The 24,580-nt window shown below is 66.0% G+C and carries 22 protein-coding genes; 8 read left to right on the top strand and 14 right to left on the bottom strand.

The genetic code is table 11. From position 1 onward, the window contains the following. Positions 1 to 126 precede the first annotated feature (126 nt). From bioB to WAQ08_RS12565, 3 genes are all read left to right on the top strand, one after another. Positions 127 to 1,230, top strand: coding sequence for a biotin synthase BioB (gene bioB, locus WAQ08_RS12555; protein ID WP_422191915.1), 1,104 nt, complete (start codon positions 127 to 129; stop codon positions 1,228 to 1,230). A gap of 95 nt (positions 1,231 to 1,325) precedes the next feature. After that, the gene (locus WAQ08_RS12560) at positions 1,326 to 1,721 is read left to right on the top strand and encodes a YkgJ family cysteine cluster protein (RefSeq protein ID WP_422191916.1); all 396 of its coding nucleotides are present in this window, start codon (positions 1,326 to 1,328) and stop codon (positions 1,719 to 1,721) included. Between the two features lie 176 nt (positions 1,722 to 1,897). After that, the gene (locus tag WAQ08_RS12565; RefSeq protein WP_422191917.1) at positions 1,898 to 2,524 is read left to right on the top strand and encodes a hypothetical protein; all 627 of its coding nucleotides are present in this window, start codon (positions 1,898 to 1,900) and stop codon (positions 2,522 to 2,524) included. Positions 2,525 to 2,561: 37 nt separating this feature from the next. On the opposite strand, the gene WAQ08_RS12570 is transcribed toward WAQ08_RS12565, so the two are convergent. The 6 genes from WAQ08_RS12570 to WAQ08_RS12595 form a co-directional block, all read right to left on the bottom strand. Next, positions 2,562 to 3,233, bottom strand: a complete 672-nt coding sequence (locus WAQ08_RS12570) for an OmpW/AlkL family protein (RefSeq protein ID WP_422191918.1) — start codon at positions 3,231 to 3,233, stop codon at positions 2,562 to 2,564. Positions 3,234 to 3,255: 22 nt separating this feature from the next. Then, complete coding sequence (locus WAQ08_RS12575; protein ID WP_422191919.1) at positions 3,256 to 4,524, bottom strand: SGNH/GDSL hydrolase family protein; 1,269 nt, start codon at positions 4,522 to 4,524, stop codon at positions 3,256 to 3,258. Between the two features lie 173 nt (positions 4,525 to 4,697). Further along, the gene (locus tag WAQ08_RS12580) at positions 4,698 to 5,210 is read right to left on the bottom strand and encodes a DUF4442 domain-containing protein (RefSeq protein ID WP_422191920.1); all 513 of its coding nucleotides are present in this window, start codon (positions 5,208 to 5,210) and stop codon (positions 4,698 to 4,700) included. Between the two features lie 79 nt (positions 5,211 to 5,289). Further along, on the bottom strand, positions 5,290 to 6,720 hold the full coding sequence (locus tag WAQ08_RS12585) for a DUF1501 domain-containing protein (protein WP_422191921.1): 1,431 nt from the start codon (positions 6,718 to 6,720) through the stop codon (positions 5,290 to 5,292). Beyond that, positions 6,717 to 8,477: a DUF1800 domain-containing protein gene (locus tag WAQ08_RS12590; RefSeq protein WP_422191922.1), complete on the bottom strand. Its 1,761-nt coding sequence runs from the start codon at positions 8,475 to 8,477 to the stop codon at positions 6,717 to 6,719. The genes WAQ08_RS12585 and WAQ08_RS12590 overlap by 4 nt, the downstream gene beginning before the upstream one ends. Before the next feature lie 102 nt (positions 8,478 to 8,579). Beyond that, positions 8,580 to 11,915 (bottom strand): carboxyl transferase domain-containing protein, encoded by a 3,336-nt coding sequence (locus WAQ08_RS12595; protein ID WP_422191923.1) that lies wholly within the window; start codon positions 11,913 to 11,915, stop codon positions 8,580 to 8,582. Between the two features lie 307 nt (positions 11,916 to 12,222). On the opposite strand from WAQ08_RS12595, the gene WAQ08_RS12600 reads away from it, so the two are divergent. Continuing rightward, entirely contained in the window at positions 12,223 to 13,497 is a 1,275-nt protein-coding gene (locus WAQ08_RS12600) for a pectin acetylesterase-family hydrolase (RefSeq protein ID WP_422191924.1), read from the top strand. A gap of 88 nt (positions 13,498 to 13,585) precedes the next feature. Here the strand turns inward: WAQ08_RS12600 and WAQ08_RS12605 are convergent, their stop codons facing one another. Further along, on the bottom strand, positions 13,586 to 14,107 hold the full coding sequence (locus WAQ08_RS12605; protein WP_422191925.1) for an FxDxF family PEP-CTERM protein: 522 nt from the start codon (positions 14,105 to 14,107) through the stop codon (positions 13,586 to 13,588). Positions 14,108 to 14,483: 376 nt separating this feature from the next. Here WAQ08_RS12605 and WAQ08_RS12610 point away from each other — a divergent pair, with 376 nt between their 5' ends. Continuing rightward, a complete protein-coding gene (locus WAQ08_RS12610) occupies positions 14,484 to 14,672 on the top strand; it encodes a hypothetical protein (protein ID WP_422191926.1) in 189 nt (62 codons plus the stop codon). 48 nt (positions 14,673 to 14,720) lie between these two features. On the opposite strand, the gene WAQ08_RS12615 is transcribed toward WAQ08_RS12610, so the two are convergent. The 7 genes from WAQ08_RS12615 to WAQ08_RS12645 form a co-directional block, all read right to left on the bottom strand. Further along, a complete protein-coding gene (locus tag WAQ08_RS12615) occupies positions 14,721 to 15,326 on the bottom strand; it encodes a GAD-like domain-containing protein (protein WP_422191927.1) in 606 nt (201 codons plus the stop codon). Between the two features lie 11 nt (positions 15,327 to 15,337). Then, a complete protein-coding gene (locus WAQ08_RS12620) occupies positions 15,338 to 15,943 on the bottom strand; it encodes a GAD-like domain-containing protein (RefSeq protein WP_422191928.1) in 606 nt (201 codons plus the stop codon). Between the two features lie 11 nt (positions 15,944 to 15,954). Further along, entirely contained in the window at positions 15,955 to 16,560 is a 606-nt protein-coding gene (locus tag WAQ08_RS12625; protein ID WP_422191929.1) for a GAD-like domain-containing protein, read from the bottom strand. Between the two features lie 12 nt (positions 16,561 to 16,572). Then, the gene (locus WAQ08_RS12630; protein ID WP_422191930.1) at positions 16,573 to 17,853 is read right to left on the bottom strand and encodes a DUF6861 domain-containing protein; all 1,281 of its coding nucleotides are present in this window, start codon (positions 17,851 to 17,853) and stop codon (positions 16,573 to 16,575) included. A gap of 172 nt (positions 17,854 to 18,025) precedes the next feature. Beyond that, positions 18,026 to 18,220 (bottom strand): oxidoreductase-like domain-containing protein, encoded by a 195-nt coding sequence (locus tag WAQ08_RS12635; RefSeq protein WP_422191931.1) that lies wholly within the window; start codon positions 18,218 to 18,220, stop codon positions 18,026 to 18,028. Between the two features lie 75 nt (positions 18,221 to 18,295). Continuing rightward, positions 18,296 to 18,634, bottom strand: a complete 339-nt coding sequence (locus WAQ08_RS12640) for a hypothetical protein (protein ID WP_422191932.1) — start codon at positions 18,632 to 18,634, stop codon at positions 18,296 to 18,298. Between the two features lie 11 nt (positions 18,635 to 18,645). Beyond that, complete coding sequence (locus WAQ08_RS12645; protein WP_422191933.1) at positions 18,646 to 19,488, bottom strand: N-acetylmuramoyl-L-alanine amidase; 843 nt, start codon at positions 19,486 to 19,488, stop codon at positions 18,646 to 18,648. Positions 19,489 to 19,624: 136 nt separating this feature from the next. On the opposite strand from WAQ08_RS12645, the gene WAQ08_RS12650 reads away from it, so the two are divergent. From WAQ08_RS12650 to WAQ08_RS12660, 3 genes are read left to right on the top strand one after another with little or no spacing between them, the layout of a single operon-like run. Continuing rightward, a complete protein-coding gene (locus WAQ08_RS12650) occupies positions 19,625 to 20,995 on the top strand; it encodes a hypothetical protein (RefSeq protein ID WP_422191934.1) in 1,371 nt (456 codons plus the stop codon). Positions 20,996 to 21,019: 24 nt separating this feature from the next. Then, positions 21,020 to 21,745 (top strand): hypothetical protein, encoded by a 726-nt coding sequence (locus WAQ08_RS12655; protein ID WP_422191935.1) that lies wholly within the window; start codon positions 21,020 to 21,022, stop codon positions 21,743 to 21,745. Between the two features lie 3 nt (positions 21,746 to 21,748). Continuing rightward, on the top strand, positions 21,749 to 24,568 hold the full coding sequence (locus WAQ08_RS12660) for an ATP-binding protein (protein ID WP_422191936.1): 2,820 nt from the start codon (positions 21,749 to 21,751) through the stop codon (positions 24,566 to 24,568). Positions 24,569 to 24,580: the final 12 nt, after the last annotated feature.

Raw genomic sequence — 24,580 nt, forward strand, 5'->3', positions numbered from 1 at the left:
CACACTCAGCGGCTTGGCCTGCACGGCAGAGCGCGCTCTGCAAGCGCTTGGCGCATCCCTCGCCCCTGGCCTACACTGCGCCTGTTTTGATTGATTCCCGAGCTGCCCACAAGGCAGTGACACCCCATGTCCGTCAGCACCCTGCCCGCCGCCCAAGCCGCTTCGCCCTCCACGTTGCCCTCGACTCCCCAGCCCATGCAGTGGCTGCCAAAGTCCGTGCTCAACGCCCACGGCTGCGGGGGTGATTGCACCGATCCCAATTTCGACAATGGCCGCTGGCCGCGCACCAAGGTGCTGGAGCTGTTCAACCTGCCCTTCAATGACCTGCTGTGGCAGGCCCAGCAAGTACACCGCCAGCACTGGGACGCCAACGAGGTCGAGCACGCCACGCTGCTGTCGGTCAAGACCGGTGGCTGCCCGGAAGATTGCGGCTACTGCCCGCAATCGAGCAAGTACGACACCGGCGTCGAGGCCAACAAGCTGATGTCGCCCGACGAGGTGCGCGAAGCCGTGGTGGCCGCGCGCGACGCCGGCGCCAGCCGCTTCTGCATGGGCGCCGCCTGGCGCGCCCCCAAGGACCGCGACATCGAGAAGGTGGCCGAACTGATCGGCGTGATCAAGGACGAAGGCCTGGAGGCCTGCTGCACCCTGGGCATGCTGACCGACACCCAGGCGCAGTCGCTCAAGGACGCCGGCCTGGATTACTACAACCACAACCTGGACACCGCGCCCGAGCTCTACGGTGACATCATCACCACGCGCGACATGCAGGACCGCCTGGACACCCTGTCGCACGTGCGCAGCGCCAACATCAAGGTGTGCAGCGGCGGCATCGTCGGCATGGGCGAAACGCGTGAAGGCCGCGCCGGCCTGATCGCCCAACTGGCCAACCTGCCCACGTATCCTGAATCCGTGCCCATCAACGACCTGGTGCGCGTGCCCGGCACGCCGCTGGCCGACACGCCTCCGCTGGATCCGCTGGAGTTCGTGCGCACCATCGCCGTGGCCCGCATCACCATGCCCACGGCGCGCGTGCGCCTGTCGGCCGGCCGCCAGCAGATGCCCGAGGCCGTGCAGGCCATGTGCTTCCTGGCCGGCGCCAACTCCATCTTCTACGGCGACAAGCTGCTGACCACCGGCAACCCCGAGGTCGAGCGCGATCGCCAGCTGATGGAGAAGTTGGGCCTGCGCAGCGGCAAGGCCGTGACGGCGCGCGTGCAGGCGGGCTGATCCCTTCCGCCTCGGCCCTTCAGCCGGTTCCATGACAACGCCTGGCCCGTGCCGGGCGTTGTGCCTTGTTGGCGCCCCCACCGCCTGCAACCACCATGCGATCCTCCATCCACATCGTCGACGTCGACCGCACCGAGACCTGGACGCGCTACCGCCCAGGCCTGTGCGACCGCTGCATGGCCAACTGCTGCACCATGCCGGTCGAGGTCAAGCTGGCCGATCTGGTGCGGCTGGAGCTTGTCGACCCGTTCGAGGCCGAGCATGAAGAGTCCAGGCAGATCGCCAAGCGCCTCACCAAGGCGGGGCTGATCGAGCGCTACAACTCGAAGCACGACATCTACACGCTGCCCCGCCGGGCCGATGGCGATTGCCGCTTCCTGGATGCGCAGACACGGCGCTGCACCGTGTACGACAAGCGCCCGAGCACCTGCCGCAAGCACCCGCAGGTGGGGCCGCGCCCCAACCACTGCCCCTACGGCCAGCGCAGCTGACCCCGCCAAGAGCGGACAGCGCCGCGCCCATCTGATGCGGGCTGGATACGGGGTTTGCCCGGCGGTTTATCAATTGTGCGCAGTATTTCTTGGTCCCGGTGGCTCACCCGCTTCTTGCGAACCTCTGACGCCATACCCGTCAGCAACCCCGACACAGCGTGAGCCTTATACCAACGATGTTCATGAAGCACACGGCCACCGCGGCCCCCCTCTGGATGGCGCTGCTCGGCACCAGCATGGCCACAGACCTGGCGCCGGACTCGGCAGCCGCCGCCTCGGCAACACCCGCTGCAACCGCAAGCGCCGCCTCATCACCAGACGGTGCAGCAGCCCAAAGCCCAGCGCCCGCCCCTCTGGAGATTCCGGTCGGCGCCATGGTGCGCACGGACGAAACCAGCCTGGCTTATTTCGCTGCCGCCAAGGCCACCATCCCAAACGACCTCGCCATCTACCGCCCGGGCCCCAACATGCCCGAGGCCTCGCCGCAGCTCCTGCGCGACCAGCTCACCAAGACCTCAACGACCGACTTCCTGGGCTACGAGCTGCTGTTCCGCATCGGCGCGGGCCTCAAGCCCCACACCCTGGTGTCACTGGACGCCAATGACTCCTCGCTGCGCAAGGCCAACCTCGCCATGGGCGCTGGCCTGACCCACATCCACACCGCCCTGGGTGGTGTGGATGCCCTCTCACGCATCGAGCCGGTGGACCCGGCCAAGCATGCCCACCTGCTGCCCGCCAGCGACGGGATCCAGCCCGGTGAAGTCCGGACCATCACGGAAACGGTCCTGATCCCCAATATGTGATGCGGCCTTGCTGGCGGACGCGAAAGCGCCCCTCAGATCAGTAGCGGTAGCCCACGTACAGACCCACGATCACCGGATCGAGCTTGGTGTCGATGTGCTGGCCCGTGCTCAGCGTGCTGCGCACCTTCAGGAAGGTCTTGCCCACCCAGCCTTCCAGGTAGGTCTTGGGGGTGAGTGAGTAGGTCATGCCCGCTTGCAGCGTGGGCGCGAACTCGCTCTTGATGCTCAGCGTGGTCGAGCCACCGGGGTCGGTGATGCCCGTCAGCGTGCCGTTGCCCTTCTCGCCATAGAAGCGGGCATAGGTCAGGCCAGCACCGAGGTAAGGGCGCCAGGTGGCTTGCGCCTCGCGGAAGCGGTACTGCATGAACAGCGTGGCGGGCACCACACGGGTGGTGCCGATCTCGCCGGAGCCGGCGATGGCGCCGTCACCCTTGATCTTGTGCTTGGGCGGGATCGCCAGCGGCAGGTCCAGCGACCAGTTGTCGGTCAGCATGTAGCTGATGCCGCCAGCCAGCGTGGTGGACTGGTCCACGTCGATCTTCACGCCCGGCACAGACGGGGCGCTCAGGTCACCACTGCTCACCTGCGGGATGATGGACATGGCGCCGACGCGGAACATCCACGTGCCGGCCTGCTGGGCCTGGGCCAGGCCGCAAAAACCCAGCGTGGCGGCCACGAGGGCCGAAGAGAGTGCGAACTTCTTGGTCATGGTGTCTTGGTCTCCCGCCGGATCACAGCCAGCCGGCTTCGGTCAGCTTCTTGCCCACGAGTTGGGCCAGCAGTTGGTGGCCGTAAGGGGTGGGGTGGAAGTTGTCGGCGTACAGGTAGGTCTGCCACCAGGTGGTGCCCGTGTTGTTCGCCGTGGGCGTGACGGTGGAAGCCGTCGTGTCCTTGCAATAACCCACCACGGCGCCGCTGGCATACGTGGGCGACAGCGAAGTCGCGCCCGCCGTCTGAACCGTGGGCGTCACACTGGTCGCCTGCGAGTAGATCTGGTCGCACACCGTGCCGCTGGTGTTCGTCAGGCCATACTGCACCGGGTCATCCATTTCAGCATTGAAGTTGGTGTAGAAATCCACCACGGCGACCTTGCTGCTGTTCGAGCCCAAAGCAGCCACTTCGCTGTCCAGCGCCGTGTTGTAAGCCTTGATCCAGCCTTGCAGCAGTTGTTGGATCTGGCCGGCGGCCACCGCGCCTTGGTTGATGGTCACCGTCTCCAGCGTCGCCTGGAACTTCGGTGTCTTGGTCACATCCAGCGTGTTGAGCATCACCACACGGGAGGCACCCTTGTCCAGCGCAGAGGTCTTCACGGCCGTCACCAGCTTTTTGGCCAACAACTGCATGTAATACCCGCCCGCCTGAATGTCCGTCAGGCTGGCCAAGGTGGTCGAGTCGATCAGGGTGGCCATCAACTGCCGGAAGTCACCCGTGGCCGCACAGGGTGCTGCCGCGCAGCTGTTGCTGGTCGCTCTCGATAACAGATACGCGGTAGCGAGGTTGGACGCATCGTTGGCAGAGCCCTCTCCCACGATCAACAGATCGCCGGAAGAGAAGGTGCCTGTGGCCGTGGCCAGGTCGGCCAACTGCCTGATCAACGAGGTCGGAGCGATGTCGTACGCGGTGCCGAACAGGCCTGTGCCCGGTGTCGAAGCACCCACCACGTAGTTCACGGCAGAAGCGGCAATGGCGTAATTGGTGCAACCCGTCTGGGCCGTGTTGGCCGCATAGGGGAATGGGCTCGTGGTCGGGCTGTAGACGTACGCAGGACACAGCGCGGGCAGCCCATAGGTGGCCGCGATGCGCTCGGGGTAGACCTTGTAGGGCGTGCCCGTGCCCGATTGCACCGTGAACTTGAAACCGAAGGTGCCAGAATCGGCCAGGCTGGCACCCACCACCTTCACCGAGGTGATCTTGGCCTTGGTTTCACCACTGTTGCCACCGCCGCCACAGGCCGTGAGCAATGCTGCAGCGGACACGGCCGCCAACACGAAACTTTTCACTTTATGAACTCCAGAAGCAGGACCGGGGGAACGTCCTCGCAAGCCCATGATTGCAGCACAACTGTTGTATTAGCAACCATGCAGACTCGTGGAAACCCGAAGTGGCAATTCGTGAGAAAGTCGTAAATCAGTCCATCTGCGCCACATTGTTCACGCGACGTTCAGCGCCCGGCTCAGCGTCGTGCCTTGGGCACCCAGGCCCAGACCATCTCGCACTGGATAGGCTCGCCGCCGCTCTCGTCGGTGATGGTCACGGGCACGGTCACCTCGCCCTTGTCCATCGTGGTGATCATCTGGACCTGCTCGGGCCGCAGTTCGGCCACGGCGGTCATGTCGCCCTGTGAGCGCTTGAGGTAATCCACCTTGAGCGACTTGATCAGGGGAAGCTTGTCGTCCGGCAGGTTCATGCCCACGCAAAAACCCGTGGCGGTCTCGGCCAGCAGTGCCATGGCCGCAGCGTGCACACCCTTGATGTGGTTCTGCACCTTGCGGCGGTTGCGGATGCGCACCACCACGCGCTTGCTGGTGACTTCATCAAAGCGCAGGCTGGCCGTGCCGACGAAGGGCACCACATTGCCCAGCAGGAAGCTCATCAGCCACGGGCGCAGGCCATCGGGCAGGCCCTGCAGCTTGGACAGGGTGCGGCTGAGCTGGTTGGGGCGGGGCGTGGTGAGCAGGTCTGACATGGCGGCTGGTTCCAGGGCGGTCGTGCAAACCCCGGATCGTAGCCGCTCGGCGGGTATCGGCCCACCGGGCACCACGCACTCACACGCCGGTCAACAAGGCCGACAGCGGGTTTTGGCCATTCCAGCGCGACAGGTACGGTGCGATGCGCGACAGCGCCGAAGCGTCCGTCACGCCCATCCAGCGGGCCAGCGTGGCCGACAGGTGATCCACTGCGGTGGTCGGCAGCAGGCGTCCCTGGCCAATGTCCGTCTCGCCTCCGACCACATCCGGCAGCGTGCCGTAGAAGCGCTGGCCCCTGACGGCGCCGCCCAGCACGAAGTGGTGGCTGCCCCAGCCATGGTCCGATCCATTGCCGTTGCTGTTCATGGTGCGCCCGAAATCGCTGGCCGTGAACGTGGTGACCTGATCCTCCACGCCAAGGGTGCTCAAGTCCGCCTGGAAAGCGGCCAGTGCCTCACCCACCCGCTGCAGCAGCACGGGATGGCTGCCACTCAGGTTGTCGTGGTGATCGAACCCGCCCAGGGACACGAAAAACACCTGCCGACGCAAGCCCAGGCGCTGACGCGCCTCGATGATGCGGGCCACCATGTTCAGTTGCAGGCGCAACCTCATGGACTCTCCCGCGCCCGTCAAGGGCTGGATGCGCGCGCCGGCCGCGTCCACCTCGGCACGCAGCAGGCTGTTGGTGTCCAGCGCGCTGCGCAGCACACCCGCGTGGCGACGCGCCAGCCAATGTGCATCGTTGCCCAAATTGACGGACACCGCCCTGAACGCGTTGGACAGCCCAGAGGCGCCAAAGTAGCTCTGCTGCAGCAATCGCAATGGCTGGACACCCAGCGGATCCACCATGTACTGGCTGGCGGTCTCACCGGCCAGGAACACGGCATTGCCGCTGAGGTTCACGCAGGCCAGGTTGTCACGTGCCTGGCGCGAGGCCACGGCCGGCAAGCCTTGCTCGCCGATCACCCCGCCCCATCCCGTGAGCGCACCTTCCGGATGTGACGACTGCCACACGGCCTGCTGGTCGTTGTGCGAGAACAGCTTGGGCGGCAGGGAACGGTTCTGATAGTAGTCGGCACGGCTGGTCGGCCCTTGCAAAGGGCCGATGTTGAGCAGCACCGCCATGCGGCCATCATCGAACAGCGGCTTGAGATCCGTCAGCGCGGGCGCCAGGGCCATCTGCCGGCCAGACGGCAATGCATCGACCGGGCTGAGCGCCAGACCGTTGAGCGACTGGCGGGCAATGGCCACGGAAGGGCGTGCAGCCAGATAGGTGTCGTAGCTGGCCTGATCGAAGGGCACCAGCGTGTTCCCATGGTCGTTGCCGCCCTGCAGGAACACGCAGACGATGGCCTTGTAGTCGTCCTGGGACGAGGTGCCACTGGTGGCAGCAGCAGCCTCGGCCATGGCCGCCAGGTTCATGGTCCATGGTGCGATCGTGGCCGCCACGGCGGCGCCGCCGCGCTTAAGGAAGGTCCGACGATCCGGCGTGAAGTGTTCGGAGCTCATCGTTGCACCAGGTAATCAGGGCTGCACATGATCAGGAAGAAGGCCACCAGCACGCGGTTGCGCGTCTGGGTGACATCACCGACGCCGATGACGCCCAGCGTCTCCTGGGCCGAACGCACGGCCGTCAGAACCTGATTGATCGTGGCCTGCGGCAGCGTCCCTCCGGTCAGCAGCAGGTTGAGCCGATCGACCAGCAGCTCCGGTGATGGCGAGGCCAGCACATCCCAATCCCGGTAATCGGGTGCCACGCGCTCGGCATCGCTGTACCCCAGGCCCACGGGCAGGATCTCGAGGATGTAGTTCACGTAGCCGATCACGGAGGATTGGTCCGTGATCTGCAGCTCGGGCGCGAGCATCGTGCCGGAGGACTCGGCCACGCTGTAGCCAGGCCTGAAGAAGTTGAAGACCGAGGGCGCCCGCATGGGGGCCTGGGCCAGCTTGTCCGCGCCTGACAGATCGCCCACCTTCCAGAGTTCATCGTTGGCGGTCACCTTGGTCAGACGGCCCCAGTGAACCAGGCGCAGCACGGGTTCGCGCAGCTTGCCCCGGCGAGCCTGCTGCTCATCGGACAACTGCGCATGGCGCGCCAGCGGATCCAGAAGCACGGCGCGCAGCACCGCCGCCATGTCCCCCCGCACGCCCTGGCCGTTGTCGTTGAACACCTGGGCCACACGCGCCACGTGGTTGCGCTCCGGGTTGCTGGTGACCAGGCGCTGGATCAACTGCTTGGCGATGAACGGGCCCACATTGGGGTGCTGGAAGATGAACGACAGTGTCTGACGCAGCGCTGGCAGGCCCGGTGCCGCCGTGACCGTGTTGGCCGGGTTCAGCACCCACTTGGGGTCCGTGTCGTAGCGATCCGGGAAAAACTTCATGGGCCGGTTGACATAGTCGGCCGTGGTCGCACTGGAGCCAAACACCAGGCTGACCGCATCGAAGTCCCAACCAGTCAAGGCACGGGCCAACTGGGTGATCGTGTCGTTGTTGTAGGTCTCGATGGGCTTGCCCTGGCTGTCCTTGACGGGCTCACCATCGATGTCCAGCTTGACCAGGCCGATGGAGAACAGCTGCAGCACTTCCCGCGCGAAGTTCTCGTCGGGGTGGCGCCCCGTGCCGTCGGCCTTGGCGCTGCCGTGCAGGCTGAGGTAGGTGCCCATGGCCGGCGACAGGGTCACGGCCTGCAGCAGATCCAGGAAGTTGCCAAAGCAGTGCTTGGCCAGCAGATCCCAGAACGACAGTACCGCGATATGGCCATAAGGGATCGGCATGTTGCGGGCCGACACCACGAAGATCTCCGACAGCGCCAGCACCACGCGTTGGCGCAGCACGTCCCTCGCGGTGAAGAGGTTGAACCAGAGGCAGTTGTCGAAACCTACGTCCGTGGACATCAGCGTGAAATCTGTCCAGCCCAAGGCATCGGCCAAGTCATACAGCCCATAGGTGATCGGCGTCTCGACCTCGTCCATCTGCTCGGTCAGCCAGGCGTCATAGCCAATCGCCTTGACACGCTCCACCTCGGCGACCGTCGCCCCCAGGGAGGCCTGGTTCAAAAAGCGGGCCGCCTGCGGAAGATCGGGCCAGGGCACGGCCACCGACTCGACGTTGACAGGCGTTTCCGCCCCTGGCGCACCAGGCTTCTGGTCGCCGCCCGACCCACCACAGGCAGCCAATGCCGCACTGGCCAATGCCGCAACGGGCCACACCGCGCCTGGCGCGGTTGGCGCTTGCTCACCGACGTCACCCCTGTCATGAACCATCGCTGCAACCTCTTGTCCGATGCGGGGCGACTCTAAATGAGCACTCTTTAACGGAGATGCTGAATAACACTAGAACCCCCTCGAATGGGGGCTCACATCACCTCACCAGGCGTCCACAAAGGGCCGCTTGCGGCCCTGGCGCGGTGCGGGCTCGGGCATGGCGGCCAGCCCGCGCGCCAGCCTGCGGCGGGTGTCCGCCGGGTCGATCACGTCGTCCAGCTCCAGGTGCGCCGCCATGTTGAGGGCCTTGCCGCGCTGGTAGGCCGAGGCCACCAGTTGGTCAAACATCTGCTGGCGCTGGGCCGCATCCTCGATGGCTTCGAGCTGCTTGGCAAAGCCCAGGCGCACCGCGCCCTCCAGGCCCATGGGCCCGAACTCGCCGGTGGGCCAGGACACGGTGAAGTCCGGCGCCAGCAGGCTGCCGGCCGTCATGGCCTGCGCGCCCAGGCCGTAGCCCTTGCGCAGCACCACGGTGAAGAAAGGCACCGTCACGCTGCTGGCCACCAGGAACATGCGCGAAAAGTGGCGCACGGTGGCCGTCTTCTCGGCTTCGGGGCCGACCATGAAGCCCGGCGTGTCGCACAGCGAGACCAGCGGCACGTCGAAGGCATCGCACAACTGCATGAAGCGCGCGGCCTTGTCGGCGCCGTCCGCATCGATGGCGCCGCCCAGGTGGCGCGGGTCGTTGGCGATCAGACCCATCGGGCGGCCCTCGATGCGCACCAGCGCCGTGACCATGCCGGGCGCGAAGCTGGGGCGCAGCTCCAGCACCGAGTCGTCGTCGCACAGGGTACGGATCAGCGCGCGCACGTGGTAGACGCGGGTGCGCTTTTCAGGCACGGCGTGGCGCAGCAGGCGCTGGTCGGCGCAGGTCCACTGCGGCAGGCGGCCCTGGAAGTACCCGATGTACTGCTTGGCCACCCGTGCGGCCTCGGCTTCATCTTCCACCACGATGTCGATCACGCCATTGGGCGCCTGCACGCTGACGGGGCCGACCTCTTCAGGCGCGAAACGGCCCAGGCCACCGCCCTCGATCATCGCGGGGCCGGCCATGCCGATGCTGGTGTCCTGGGTGGCGATGATCACGTCGCAGCAGCCCGCCAGCGAGGCATTGCCCGCGAAGCAGCGGCCGTTGACGATGGCCACGGTGGGCGCCAGCCCGCTCAGGCGCGCCAGGCCCAGGAAGGTCATGTTGTCCAGCAGGCTCACGCCGGGGTATTCGTCATTCGGGCGGCCACCGCCGCCTTCGGCCCACAGGATCAAGGGCAGTGCGCGTTGCAGCGCCAGGTGCAGCATGCGGTCCGTCTTCTTGTGGTTGACGATGCCTTGCGTGCCGGCGAACACGGTGTAGTCATAGGCCAGCACCATGCAGCGCGCGGCCTGCTCGCCGTACTGCGCGGCGTTGACAGTGCCCAGGCCCGCCACCAGGCCATCGGCCGGGCTCTTGTCGATCAGTTGGGCCTCGGTCAGGCGGCGGCGCTGCGAGGCCAGGGCCAGGCCGCCGTATTCCAGGAAGCTGCCTTCATCCAGGAAGGCATCGATGTTCTCCCGCGCGGTGCGGTGGCCCTTGGCACGGCGGCGTGCCACCGCGTCGGGGCGGCGTGCATCCGTCAGCAGCGCGTGGCGCTCGTTCACCTCGGCCAGGTCAGGGCGGATGTGGTCCGGGTCGGGCGTGTCGTTGCGCACGGCCTGCTGACCGGCCTCACCTTCGAGCGCCTCCAGCGCCAGCAGGGCCTGGCCCTCGGCCACCACGGTGCCGGTTTCGGCCAGCAGCGCCAGCACGCGGCCCGCCTGCGGCGCGGTGATCTCGAACTCCATCTTCATGGCCTCGATCACGGCCAGGCGCTGGCCGGCGGCCACGGTGTCGTCGGGCTTGACCAGCCAGCTCACCAGGGAGCCGGGCACATTGGCGCGCACGGGCAGGCCATGGGCCAACTCGCTCTGCAAAGCATCGCCGCCTTCGGGGCCAGCGCGCTGGCCGTCGTCCATAGTGGATGCAAAACGAGCGGGCGGCAGATGGGTACGCGCTTCGGCCAGTCCAGCCATGCGGCTTTGCAGCCAGCATGTGCTCACGGCGTAGCTCGCCAAATCAGGATGCGCCAGCACGGCCTGCAGGAAAGGCAGGTTGCTGTCGACGCCCTCCAGACGGAACTCGGACAGCGCGCGGAGCGCCCGCGTCAGCAGCGCCTCGAAGCCGCCACGCCGCTCGTGCACGATCACCTTGGCCAGCAGCGTGTCGAAACCCGGGTGCGGCTTGAAGCCGGCATGGCCGCAGCCGTCCACACGCACGGCGGGGCCGCTGGGCGGCTCGTAGGCGCGCACGGTGCCACCAGCAGGCAGCGCGCGGCCTTGCGCATCCATGCGCTCCACGTTCACGCGCAGTTGCACGGCCTGGCCCTGCGGCGCGGGGATGTCCGCCTGAGCCAAGCCCAGCGATGCCAGCGTGGCGCCCTGCGACAGCAGCAACTGCGCGCCCACCAGGTCCAGCCCCGTGATCTGCTCGGTCACGGTGTGCTCCACCTGCAGGCGCGGGTTGGCCTCCATGAAATAGAAGCGGCCCGGGTGCTCCACATCCACCAGGAACTCGAAGGTGCTCAGGCCGCGCAGGCCCACCTCGCGCGCCAGGCGCAGGGCGGCGTCCAGCAGGCGATCACGCAAAGCTGCGTCCAGATCCGGCGCAGGCGCGATCTCCACCAGCTTCTGGTGGTTGCGCTGCACGGTGCAGTCGCGCTCCCAGGCATGGCTGACACCGCCCTGCCCGTCGCCCAGCACCTGCACCTCCACGTGGCGCGCGCGGCGCACCAGTTGCTCCACATAGACATCGCCACGGCCAAAAGCCGCCAAGGCTTCGGACTGGCAACGCTCATAGAAGGGCGCCACATCCTCCGCGCGCTCGACCACGCGCATGCCGCGCCCGCCACCACCGGCCAGCGCCTTGATCATCATCGCGCCGCCCTCGCCCAGGGTGGCCAGGAAGACTTGCGCCTCGGCCAGGCTCACGGCATGGTCCAGCCCCGCCGTGACGGGCACCTCGCAGGCCTTGGCCAGCGCGCGGGCACGGGCCTTGTCGCCCAGCAGGTCCAGCGCCTCGGGCGAGGGCCCCACGAACACCAGGCCGGCCTGGGCACAGGCACGCGCAAAGGCCGAGCTTTCGCTCAGGAAGCCATAGCCCGGATGCACATGGGTGCAGCCCTCGGCCAGGGCCGCGGCCACCACGTTGTCGATGGCCAGGTAGGCGGGCACGCCCTGCCCCGGCAGCACGTGCACGGCATCCACATGGCGGGCGTGCAGCGCGGCCTGGTCGTCCTGCGCCACCAGGCCCACCGAGCGCCAGCCCAGTTCGGCCGCCGCGCGGGCAATGCGGATGGCGATCTCACCGCGGTTGGCGATCAGCAGGCTGGGGGTGGATGTAGGCGTGGCGTGGGGCAATGAAGACATGGCTCAGAGCGGCATCGACAGAAGGATCCAGGCCAGTCACGGACCGGCCGCTGGCAGCCATCGTAGCGGTTGCCGGCCAGCGCCCCCGTTGAGCGCCGCACCTCGGGTAGACCCGCACCTATCTGGGGCGGGCATTGGCCGCCAGCGTCATGCAGTTGACACTCCGCGCCCCCTAGAACGAGGGGTGCTTGTCGCCCGCCGGGGTAAGCCCGCACTTGGGTTTGAAGCGCCCTCCGCACACTCGGTGACATCGAGTCCACGCTGCGCCCGTCCAAGCGCATCCCCAGCCGACCGAGGAGATAACACCATGACGATCCAAACCCTGCTCAAGACCGTGATCAAGGCCGTGGCCGCCACGGCCATCACCAGCCTGGCCGCCGCCGCACACGCCGGCTACCTCAAATGGGAAATGGTGGAACTGCCCGCCTCCAGCGGCGCCACCTGCAGCAACGGCACGCCCTACCGCTTCTTCGTCAACCGCACGCCCTTCACCAGCAAGACGGTGGTGATGTTCGAAGGCGGCGGTGCCTGCTGGGACCAGGGCGCCTGCAAGGGCGGCACGCTGCTCGATGCCATCAACCCTGATGGCATCCCCGCCAACTACATGACTGACTGGAACCGCCAGGCGCACTGGGGCCTGGTCACACCCTTCACGGCGCGCCTCCACCCGCTGCAGTCGGTGCAGACGCAAAGCTGGAACATCGTCTACCTGACCTACTGCACGGGTGACGTGCACACCGGCAACAAGACCGCCCTGTACAACAACGTGGACGCGGCCAATCCCATGGTCTACATGCACAAGGGCGCGGTCAACGCACAGGCCGTGGCCAACTGGCTGGCCAACAATGGCCTGAAGAAGCCCGACCACCTGCTGCTGACCGGCTTCTCGGCCGGGGGCGTAGGCTCCAGCGCGCTGTACCCCGCCTTCCGCGAAACCCTGCAGCCCAAGAAGATGGCACTGCTGGCCGATTCAGGCCCGCTGTTCAACGTGCCGCGCACCGCCACGCCGGCGCAGGCACCGTCCGTGCTGCTGCACAACAAGATCCGTGACGTGTGGGGCCTGGACGGTGCCAACGGCCTGGTCACCCAATTGATCACCAAGTACCCCGGCGCGGGCTCGGCCGACAACCTGGGCAGCATCACCGCCGGCCTGGGCAAGATCTTCCCGAACGACCGCATCGGCTACACGATGTTCCAGGAGGACACCAACTTCTCGGCCTTCTCGTACCAGAAGTTCTACCCCGAGATCGCCAACGCACCCACCAACGAAGAGCGCCTGAAGCTGCTCAACGTGAAGTGGCGCCAGGAGATCACGCCCTGGCTGGCCGACATGAAGCAGCACAGCAACATCGGCTACTACATCCCCAACAAGCGCGACATTAACGGCTCGCACTGCACCACCATCGTCACCTTCGGCGGCACCAGCATCGTCGAGAAGAAGCTGAAATCGGTGGGCGAGTTCCTGGACAACCTGCTGGACGGCAAGGGCGCCGTGATGCGCGCCTACGAAGAGAACCCGACCACGCAGCGCGTGCTGCTGAGCGACATGTTCGCGGACTGGATCGCGCCGCTGATCCCCTGATCGACCACGCAGCGATCACACAGCGCCCAACAAAAAAGGCCCTCCCGGGCCTTTTTTGTTTTGCCAACGCCCTGGTGGGCGAGGCGTATCAGGCGTTGGGGCGGCGACGACGCGACAGCACGGCCACGATGCCCAGACCGGCCAGGGCCAGCGCCATCGAGGCAGGCTCAGGCACCGGCGTCGTGGTGGCGTAGGCAGAGCCCGAGTAGGCATTGAAGCCCAGCGGGAACACGCCGCCCACCGTCAGTGTGTAGCTGCCGGCCGCCAGGTTGGCGAAGTTGAAGGTGAGGTCGTTGATGTCCGTCAGCGACTTGGTCCAGGTCTGCCCGCCGGAGGACGTGACCGTGACCGACGAGAACGACGTGTCGCCAAAGAAGTTGGACACGCTGCCGATCACGGATGCTGCGCTGCTCAGCGTGAAGGTGAAATCATCGGCGAACAGGCGATCGCCGGGTTGAGGCGCGCGCTCTGCGCCGGAGCGATATCCGCCGAATTGCACGGGGTACTGATCGAGCGTACCCAGGTCTCCACCCGGCTCGACCACAGCGAAAGAAGAGCTCGATGCCGCCACAAGGGCAGCCGCAGCCAGCAGCTTGACGTTCAGTTTCATAGGGACTCCTTTGGTTGGAGCATCTGGCGCGCGGTCTTTGTTGCCGCGCATCATGACAAATGCACGGGGCATTCTGGTGGAAACCCGCAAATGCAAGGCGTGCCCGGAGATCCAACCCGGCTCGGTCCTCAGGTATAACAAAACGCAACTGTTGCGCGCCGGGCGTTGCGCGTGAAACGCCTCTTGTTGAGACGGCGCGCCGAATTCAAGCCGCCAGCTTCGGCAGGAAGGACAGATCCACCAGATACCGCCTGGGGTTCTCGGGCTCGATGAACACCAGCACCTAGGGGCGCTTGAGGTAATCGCTCGGGTCGGACCACAGGTTCTCGCTGCTGCCGAGTTCGGCGCCGAGCGGGCGCCGCTGATCTTCGGTTGGGTGTTCGCGGCGCACCAGTTGGGGGCCGCCGCAGCGGCCTATGGCGCCGGGCTCACGCGCTCGGTGATGCTCTCGTACACGCCCGCACTCTATGCGGCGGGCGCGGCGTGCCTGGTAGCGCCCGCCGTGGTGCTGGTGGCCATCCGCGGCCACGCGCAGAGCAGCAGGCCCAAACCTGTACGGGCCTGAGGAGTCGGGGCATCACCGGGCGCCAACTGGATCACCGATGCTGATTGATCAGCCGATGACCTTCAGTTCATCAAACTGCGCCAGCAACATCAGATGCTCTACCGCCTTGACCTTCTCAAGATGAGTCACATCGGCTGCCCCGCCCAGCGCCAAGGCTGGCACGAAGCCATACATCTCATCACGACTCAATCGGCCCAAACGCTGCAAGGCAGCCTTGAAACGGCCATCGAATTCGAACGGGCGCATCTTCTGAACACTGAAGAAGGTCTGTGAGGAAAACTCCAGATCCTTCTTCTGCGTGGCGGTTTCCTGAGTGATCACATAAGAGCCCGGCGCAAACAGTTGCAAGGTGAATCCTGACTTCTCACCCCAAATCAAAAGGTGACCGAATGCGGTTCGGGCAATGATGTGAAGGGCGTCCTCGTCTACAAAAGAGGTATCGCCCAGCCAGGCGTCCAGCACAGGCTCGTAGTCCTCAGGGTTCACCGTCCAGAAGAGGCCATCCGCATAGCCACACCAACCATGCTCGGTCCAATAGGCCAGCATCTGATTGGGCAACTTGCCCTTGAAACGTTCCAGCACTTCCGGGGCAATATCGCGCCTGTCGATCGCAGGGCCGAAGTTCTCCAAGAAGAATTCAAAGTATTGATCCATGCACCTTGAGGTCAGCCCATGACCTTCAGTTCATCAAGCTGCGCCAGCAACACCAGATGCTCCACCGCCTTGATCTTCTCAAGGTGAGAGACATCGTCGGACCCACCCAACCCCAGCGCCGGGACGTACCCATACATCTCATCGCGCCCGAGCCTGCCCAACCTGTGCTTTGCAGGCGCGAAACGCCCGTCGAATTCGTAGACCTCCCTCTTCTGAATGCTGAAGAAGCTTCTTGCAGCCATGTCCAGATCCTTCTTCTGAGTTTCCGTCTTTACCTTGACGACATAGGAGCCAGGGGCGAACAAGCGGGCACAGTAGCCAGACCTCTCACCCCAGATGAGCAAGTGCCCGAAAGCAGTGCGCGCAATGATGTGCAAGGCATCGGCCTCTACCAACTGTGACTCACCAAGCCACGCGTCAAGGACGGGTTCGTAGTCTTCGGGATTCACTGTCCAGAACAGCCCGTCGGCATAGCCGGACCATCCTTGCTCCCCCCAGTAGGCCAGCATCTGATCAGGCAACTTGCCCTTGAAGCGTTCCAGCTCTTCCCGTGGCACATCGCGTCTGTCGATCGCCGGACCGAAGCTCTTCAAGAAAAAATCAAAGTATGGGTCCATGCAGCTTGAAGTCAGCCGATGACCTTCAGTTCATCTAGTTGCGCCAGCAACACCAGATGCTCTACCGCCTTGACCTTCTCAAGATGATTCACATCGGCTGCCCCGCCCAGGGCCAAGGCTGGCACGAACCCATACATCTCATCTCGATTCAGACGCCCCAGACGCCGTTTGGCCAACTTGAAGCGTCCATCAAACTCGAAAGGTTCTCTTTCCAAGAATCCAAAAAACATCTGTGCCGCAAACTCCAAGTCCTCCTTCTGTAAGGCGGTCTGGTGTTCCATCACATAGGATCCCGGAGCGAACAACTGCAGGCAAAATCCGGATTTTTCGCCCCAGACCAGCAGGTGCCCGAACGCAGTGCGCGCGATGATATGAAGCGCATCGTTTTCCACGAATGAGGTATCGCCCAGCCAGGCGTCCAGCACAGGTTCATAGTCCTGGGGGTCGACAGTCCAGAACAGCCCCTCCGCGTAGCCACTAAAGCCGTGCTCCTGCCAATAGACCATCAATTGGTTAGGCAGCTTGCCCTTGAATCGATCCAGGGTCTCACGCGGCACCTCTCGCTTGTCAATCGCCGGGCCGAAGTTCTTGAGAAAGTATTCGAAGTACTGGTCCATATCCTGATCTCTCTATTTACAGCGTTCGAGCTTTGCATTCATCTTCGTGGACGCCCGACTGGCCGGGGGAACACGCTCGGCAGCTGCATCCAGTTCTTCCACCCGGCTGCGCCATTGAGCACCAATACGCGCATTCACGTTTCGATCACCGAAATCGGCGATGACATCTTTGCCTGCAGCTTTCATGTCCGGATTGTGCAAGGCAGCCAGCGAGCCCATTTTGCCTTTCACGATCGTGGCCACCTGCTCGTTAATCTGAGCCGGCGGCATCCGAGGGTTCTGCCGTACAACTTGCTCTTTGGCCTCTCGCGTCAGTTTGGTCTTCAAGTCCTCACGGGCCTGCCTGGCGACAGCTGGATTTCGAGCGATCTCCCCTTTGTCGAACCCCTTGCGGCCATTCAAGTAATCCTCGACCGTCATGTCGTTCAGGCCCCGTTGCTGCCCCGCCAGTTGCCGATCAAACTCCGGAACCTTCGCCGCCGGCAGATCATTCGTCATGAAGCAAGGCACCTTCTTCTCAGGCATGCGTGGCGGCGTCGGCGTGTCATTGCCATCCCCCTTGCCTCTGCGCCCTGCCAGGCTGCTGGGCGACTCGGCTGATCCCACGTCCTGCTTGCGGTCTCGCCCAGACCCTGGTTTGTGCTGCAGGCTGGGGTGATTCAGCAGGCGCCCTTCATTGTGGGCGATCCAGTCGGCCACCTTGGGGCCCAGGCGCGGGCTCTGCCGGATCTCTTGCAGCACCTGGGCCTTGTTGCCCCGGCCGCGCGTGAGGTAGCTGACCAGGGCCGAGAGCATGGCCATGATGACGATGACGTGCCCCAACGCGAAATCCGACGCAGCGCCCGACACGTTCACCGGGATGGCAGGGCCCGTGTAGGGCATGCGGTTGTTCGGCGGCGGCGCGCCCCAGGCTCGGCGGAAGCCGTTCTCGTAGTGCTTCAGCGCTTCGGGCAGCGCTTCGGTCACGTATTCGATCAGGGACTTCAGGCCCAGGAACGCCAGGATCCAGCCCCCGACCTGCGCCCCCAGGGCCGCGCCGCCGGCAGCGCCTGGCACAGCCCCCACGCCACCGGCGAAGGCCCCCGCCACGCCGCCGATCACCGCGCCCACCACCACGGAGCTGCCGGAATAGAGCGCGATCTCCTTGCAGGCATCGAGCAACACCGTCCAGATGCTGGACAGGTCGATGCCCGTCAGGCGCTCCACGATCAGACGCCGTGCGATCGGCCCTGAAATTTCAAGCGCCTGCCGCACGCGCTGGACCCTGCGCCACGGATCGGCCACGCTGTCCATGGCGTGCTGGCCCATGCGGCGGGCCCACCCACCCGTGTCGGTGTAACGGGCGTTCTCGCCCGGCCTGGGGATCCATTGTTGCTGGATGCGCTCCAGCTCTTGCCACACTGCGGCCAGCTCACTGCGTTCGGACATTGCGATCAGCCGGGAGAACGCGCGTCGACTTGAGCGCTCAAGCCTCCTTAGGCGGTGTGCCAGCCTGACGGGCCTGCCACGCCCGCAGCGCCTGGCGGTATTCGTCCATGGCCATGTCGTGCGAATCGAAAATGCAGGGATCGCAACCGCTGCCACAGCAGGCGTTGATGTCCGGCTGCTCGGGCGGCTGGGGCATCGGATCGAGGTCGGACTGGGAGGGCGAATCGGTCATGGCCCACATTTTCTCGCACTGGCTGGCGGTGCGGCGATATCCCGGGTCGGCCGTGCGGGCAGGACATCACACGCGTCAGTGATTCGCCCTCTGCTCAGGGGCAGGCCGTGTCAGCATCCGGCGCAGCAAGGGCTCGCCAAGGAAAGCCAGCAGCAGCAAGGCCAGGGAGATCGCTTCGTGCCTGCGCAGCATGTCGTACTCAGCCTCCAAGGGCAGGGATTCCTTCAAGCCCGACAGCATGATGTGCTGCCCCGCCGGGGCATCCGGCGCATCGCCAGGGCAGCCGATGTACCGAACGCAGCCCACCAGGGCCACGGAAGGATCGTCGGCAAATGTCAGCTTGCCGGTGAAGAACGTCAACGCGAACACCACCAGCGCAATGACCTTCAGGATGATCCCGGGGATTCTCGACATGGTGCCGTCGCTCACTTCTTGGGCCCGGCCAGCTTGGTCCGGGTGCGGATGTCTCCCAGCTTGCCATAGAGCAGTTCGCCAGGACAGTCCGCGCCGGGCACGAAATCACGGTGCCCGCCCAGCGCCTGGGTGCCGGTGAAGGTCTTGAGCGACTTGATCAAGTTGACGGCCGCATCAAGCTGAACCGCAGGCAGGTCGTCGTCCGAGAAATCCCATATCTGGTGGTCATAGTCACCGATCAAGACGATACCGATCTTGCCCGTGTTCGCCGCCTTGACGTGGGTGCCCTTGTAACCCAGCGGCGTGCCCTCGTGGATCTTGCCCGCCCGGTCAACGATGTAGTGGTAGCCAACGTTGCTCCACCCGTTTTCCTGCATGTGCTTGCGCTCGATTGCGGCCAGGCTCTGCGTGCTGCCATCGCCTGTGTGGTGAATGACCACGGTGTTGTAGCAGCCGTCCATGTCCAGCTTGGAGAGGTCGGGCTTCATGGTGCCCCAGTCAGCGCGCCTGGTGACCTTGTGGTCTGTCGCGATGCGGTCCGCCACGTGCTTGAGCCTCGAGAACTCCATGTTCTTGTCCTCGGCAGACGCGCCACAAAACGGCGACAAGTATTCCAACGACAGCAGTGTGTCCAACGGCGCACGGGGTGTCGCCGCTGCGGGCCGCCCGCCGCCGGAGGTTTGCGCCCGTCCCTGGCCAATCTTCTCGGGGATGATGATCATCTGCCCCTTGAAGATCGCATTCGGGTTGCGGATCCCAGGATTGGCTGCCAGCAGATCCCCTAGGTGGATGGAAAACCGGGTCGCGATCTTCGACAAGGTGTCGCCCGGCTGGACCTTATAGAGTTTGCTCATGATGCCCTGCCTGATTGAATTTCATCGTGGCCCGCCGCCGCGCCCGTGACCGAAACACGCCTGGGGACATCCCCAAGGTTAATCGAACCGCGTCAAGCCGGAAAGCGCCCCCCCGCTTCCGGCACAATCCCACCCCATGATCGAGGCGACTCCCTCTTCCCCTGACCTGTCCGATTCGCCCAGCTTCGAGAGCTACTTCCGCGAGCCCGGCCTGGCGCCGGAGCAGCCGCTGGCCTGGGCCCTGGGCCAGCGCCTGGACCTGATCGACGCCCTGCGCGGCCTGTTCAACGGGCCGCAGGCCCTGGTGCGGCTGCGTTTGTGGGTGTTCATGGCCCTGGCGGGGCAACCGCAAGCCCGCTTCTCACGGGACGACCTGAACCAGCTCTTCCACGCCCTGCTGCCCGAGGCGCTGGACAGCGCACTCAAGCGCCTGCGCGACATCAACCTGTTGACCTGGGACGCCACGCCCCAGGATTACCACCTGCCGCCCCTGGCGCAGCAGGTGCACGGCCTGCTGGCCTCGCTCACTTCCGCGCCCGCCACCGACCATGACGAGATGGCCACCTTGCTGGCCCAGGTGGCCGGGGCCCAGCAACTGGGCCTGGTGGACACCAACCAGCTCAAGCACCTGCACGCCCAGCTGGCCCGCCTGCACGACGAGTTCGCCGAGGCCATCGCCAGTGGCTCCGAATCGCGCCTGCGGCTGGCGCAGCCCCGTTTCGACCGCGCCCTGTCGCTGGTAGACCGCGCCGGCCAGGCCCTGACCGCGCTGATCCGCGCCGAGCACGAAGACCCGCGCCTGGAGCGCGAGGCCCGCGCGCTGGGCCAGGACCAGGCGCGCCTGCTGTCCATGGCCAGCCAGTTCACGCGCGCGCTGCAGCAGGCCGACCGCCAGCGCGTCACGCTGGGCAGCACCGGCCTGACCAGCTCCGACGTGCGCCGCTGGCTGCAGGACCACCCCGCGCTGTACGAGCTGATGGGCGAGGCCCTGTCGGTGCCCGTGCGGCCGGTGATGGTCAGCCAGCACGACCTGGTGGACGTCGCCGAGGGCGAGTTCGAGCGCGACCGCCCCGTGGCCGATGGCATGGCCGGCCTGCCGCCGCGCGCCGAAGCCGGCGACGGCAGGCTGGATGTGCTCTCGCTGCCCGAAGAGCTGGGCCAGATGATTGGCCTGTTCGACCGCTGGTTCGAGCGCAAGGCCCCCGATGAAGCCCCCGCCGAACGCCCACTGCACGAAGCCGTGCTGGGTGGCCGCTTCGCGCAGGCCGCCTACCGTTTGCAGTTGATGCCCTTGCTGGGCGATGCACAGGCCCGCACGCTCAAGGGCCTCACGGGCGACCTGGCCCGCTCATCCTGGCAATGGCAGGCCAGCGCCCAGCACCTGGCCGTGGACGACGAGGCCGTGGCCCTGATCAGTGCCGGCACCTTGACACCGCTGTCACCCGAAGCAGCCGCCGAAGCCAAGGCCGAGGCCCCTACCGGCTCGGCCGGATCCCATTCACGCTGACCCGCGCACGACGCTGCCCTAGACATGAGTTCATCCATGGACGACGCCGCCCTGCTGGCCGCTGAACTGCTGGCCCGCCGCTGGCTGCCCCGCCAGCACCCCAAGGTCAAACGCGCCTTGATCGATGCCGACCTGTGGCAGGCCACGCAGGACCGCCTGGCCCAGGTGGGCCTGCGCCTGATCGACAACCTGTATGCCGACCACGTGAGCGTGGCCCTGCTGCGCCCCGCCGAGGCCACCGTGTTCGGCGAAGCAGGCCTGAACAGCCACAACAACATCGACCTGCCGCGCGATGCGGTGTCGCTGCTGGTGGTGCTGTGGTCGCTGATCGTGCTGCCCAAGCGCGAGCGCCAGGCCGCGCGCGCCGCCAACCAGAACGGCGACGAGCAGAACGACATGTTCGGCAAGGACCGCCCCCTGCCCACGGCCGCCAGCGTGAGCCCGCTGGTGTCGTACAAGGCGCTGCTGGCCGACTTCGGCGTGCAACTGGGCAAGAAGACGCGCCTGGACACCAACCTCAAGCGGCTGGAGAACCACGGCTTCATCGTGCGCAAGGGCGAGGACATCGCCGAAGGCCCGCTGCTCGACCTGCTGCTGGACTACGACGCGCTGGCGCCGCGCATCCTGCAAGGTGCTCTGGGCGATGTGCTGGCCCAGGCCAAGCAGCTCACGGGCAACCTGCCTTTGGCGCTGACGCAGCCGCCGCTGGAAGAGATCATCGAGGACGACGATTTGGAAGACGAGGCCTGACCCATGTTTCACCTGCAAAGCCTCGAACTGCTGCACTGGGACTACTGCCAGCGCCTGAGCCTGCCGCTGGACGGCGCCATCATCACCGTGGCCGGCCCCAACGGCTCGGGCAAGACCACCCTGCTCGATGCCATGCGCACCCTGCTGGGCCTGGACTGCTCGGGCGGCCGCAACTACAAGACCTACGCACGCCACGCCAACGCCGACAGCGCCTGGCTGCGCGCCACGGTGGACAACCGCCCGCGCAACCGCCAGTCGTCGAACCGGCCCTTCGCGCGCTGTCTGCTGTACGCGGACACCGTCACGCTGGCCTGCCGCATCGACCGCAACGGCGGCGACTGGACGCGCCGCTACCTGATGACCGAAGGCGATGTCAGCATCGAGGAACTGGTCGAGCGCGGTGACCGCGAATGGCTGGGCATCGACAACTGGCGCCGCCGCCTGGAAGGCGCCGGCCTGTCGCGCGCCATCGCCAAGGTGCTGGCGCTCGAACAGGGCCAGACCGACCGCCTGTGCGAGTACAGCCCCAAGGAGTTGCTCAAGCTGGTGTTCGACGTGTTCGGCGACCAGGAGGTGCTGGACCGCTACGACGAGGCCCGCAACCACCAGAAGCAGTTGCTGCAGGAGGTGGAGACCGCCGAGCGCGAACTGGTGCACGGCAAGGCCCAGCGCGCCGAGCTGGAAGCGCGCGTCAACAACTTCCGCCAGTGGGAGCTGAAGTGCCAGGAGCGCGAGACGCTGGGCACCGAGGTCGTGCCCGTGCTGAGCAATGTGGAGACGCGCAAGAGCCTGTCCAACAAGCTGCGCGATCTGCACCGGCAGCGCCTGCAATCGGTGGACGACCGACGCCAACTGGGCCAGGTCAAGAGCGACCTGCTGCAGCGCCTACAGGATCAGACCGACAGCGCCGTGCTGGTCGAGCAACTGGAGGCCCAGGTGCGCACCGCCCGCCGCACCCAGGAAGAAGCGCGCGATGCCGAGCGCCCGATGGAGCTGCTGGTCAAGCGCGCGGATGAGCTGCAAGGCCTGTCTGGCGTCGAAGGCGACGAGCAGCAGCTCACGCAGCGCATCCAGGAGCTGAGCGAGCGCAAGCAGCATCTGGCCGCGCAATGGCAGCGCCTGAAGGACCAGCGCGACGACGCCCAGCGCGCGATGGACTCGCTCAAGGGCCAGCGCCTGGCGCCGCCCCCACCCGAGGTCACGCGCTTCACGCGCACCCTGAGCGATGCGGGCATCGGCCACCACCTGATCGCCGACATCATCGAGATCACCGACGAGAAGTGGCGTGCCGCCGCCGAAGGCGTGCTGCGCGGCAGCCGCTGGGTGGTGGTGCTGGACAAGGCTGGTCAAGAAGCGCAAGCCATGGCCCTGGCCGAGAAGGAGCGCTACCGCCACTACGTGGTGGCCGAGGCCGACGACGCACCCAGCAACCCCGACAAGCACAGCCTGCTGGCCGTGCTGAAGTTCTCCGCCCCCGCGCCGCACTGGCTGCTGCGCCAGTTGGGCAACATCCGCCGCGTGGCCGGCACGGATGAAGGCGTGAAGGTGGGCGGCGAGTGGATCACGCCCGATGCCTACCACCGCGATCCACGCGGTGGCCGCTCGGTGTGGGTGGACCCGAGCCAGCACCAGTTCGGCGCTTCGGCCATCGCCTCGCGCCGCACCTCCATCGAGAACCGCCTGGCCCAGCTCGACGACGAGATGACGCGCATCGTGCGCGACCAGACCTTCTTCGACCGCCAGTTGCAGGACGCGCGCAAGGCCGCGCAAGGCTTCACCGCCGCAGCCGAGCTGGCCGACCGTGCCAGCGAGTTCGCCAACGCGCGCCAGCAGCTGCCCGTGCTGCGCCAGGCCCGTGCCGATGCCGGCGAGCGCTGGCAGCAGCTAGAGACACAGCTCAAGCGCTCCGTGGTCGAGCAGACCAATGCCCAGCACGCCTACAAGCAGGCGCAGGAGAAGCTGGCCCACATCGAGCAGCGCAGCGCGGCGCACGACCGCGAGTGGCAGGCCCGCTTCGACGACGTGATCTCGCAATCCGTGATGTCGCGCGAGGTGAAGCTGCAGATGCCGCGCCATTGGCGCTCGCCCGAGCGCATCGCTGAGATGCAGTCGCACTACGGCAATGCCACCCAGGCCCGCCTGCGCGCCGAATCCGTCGAGCGCGAGCTGGAAGAAGGCAAGTGGGAGACCGACGGCACGGTGATCGAACAGCTCACGCTGATGAACGCCAACGTGCTGCGCCAGGAAAACGAGCTCAACCAGCGCAAGGCCAGCAACGCCGCCGCCGGCATCGCCGTGGACAACGCCCGCGCGCGCTACACCGATGTGCTGAAGGTGACGGTGCGCCGCTACCGCAAGAACATCATCGAGCTGGGCCAGCTGGCCGGCGTGGAGGTGAACGCCGAGCTGCCCCACCTGGACAGCGACGACACCGGACTGCGCCAGGCCGAGCTGAAGGTGCACTTCAACTTCGACGGCAAGGGCACCATCGGCCTGAACGACGGCGAAGCATCCGGTGGCCAGCAGGTGATCAAGTCGCTGATCCTGCTGGTGGGCTTGATGAAGGACGACGAGACGCCCGGCGGCTTCGTGTTCATCGACGAACCCTTCGCCCACCTGGACGTGCGCAACATCCAGTTGGTCGGCCACTTCCTGCGCTCCACGCGAGCGCAGTACGTGCTGACCACACCGATCACGCACAACGTGGAGGTGTTCGAACCGGCGGACATCACGCTGGTGACGTCAAAGAAGCTCAAGGGCTCGCGATGGGCGCCGCCGATCGGCGTGCTGCAGAAGCGCACATCCTTCGGTACGTCAGGATGAGGCCGTAGGTTG

This window comes from Aquabacterium sp. (assembly GCF_049274795.1).
Taxonomy (GTDB): Bacteria; Pseudomonadota; Gammaproteobacteria; order Burkholderiales; family Burkholderiaceae_C; genus Aquabacterium.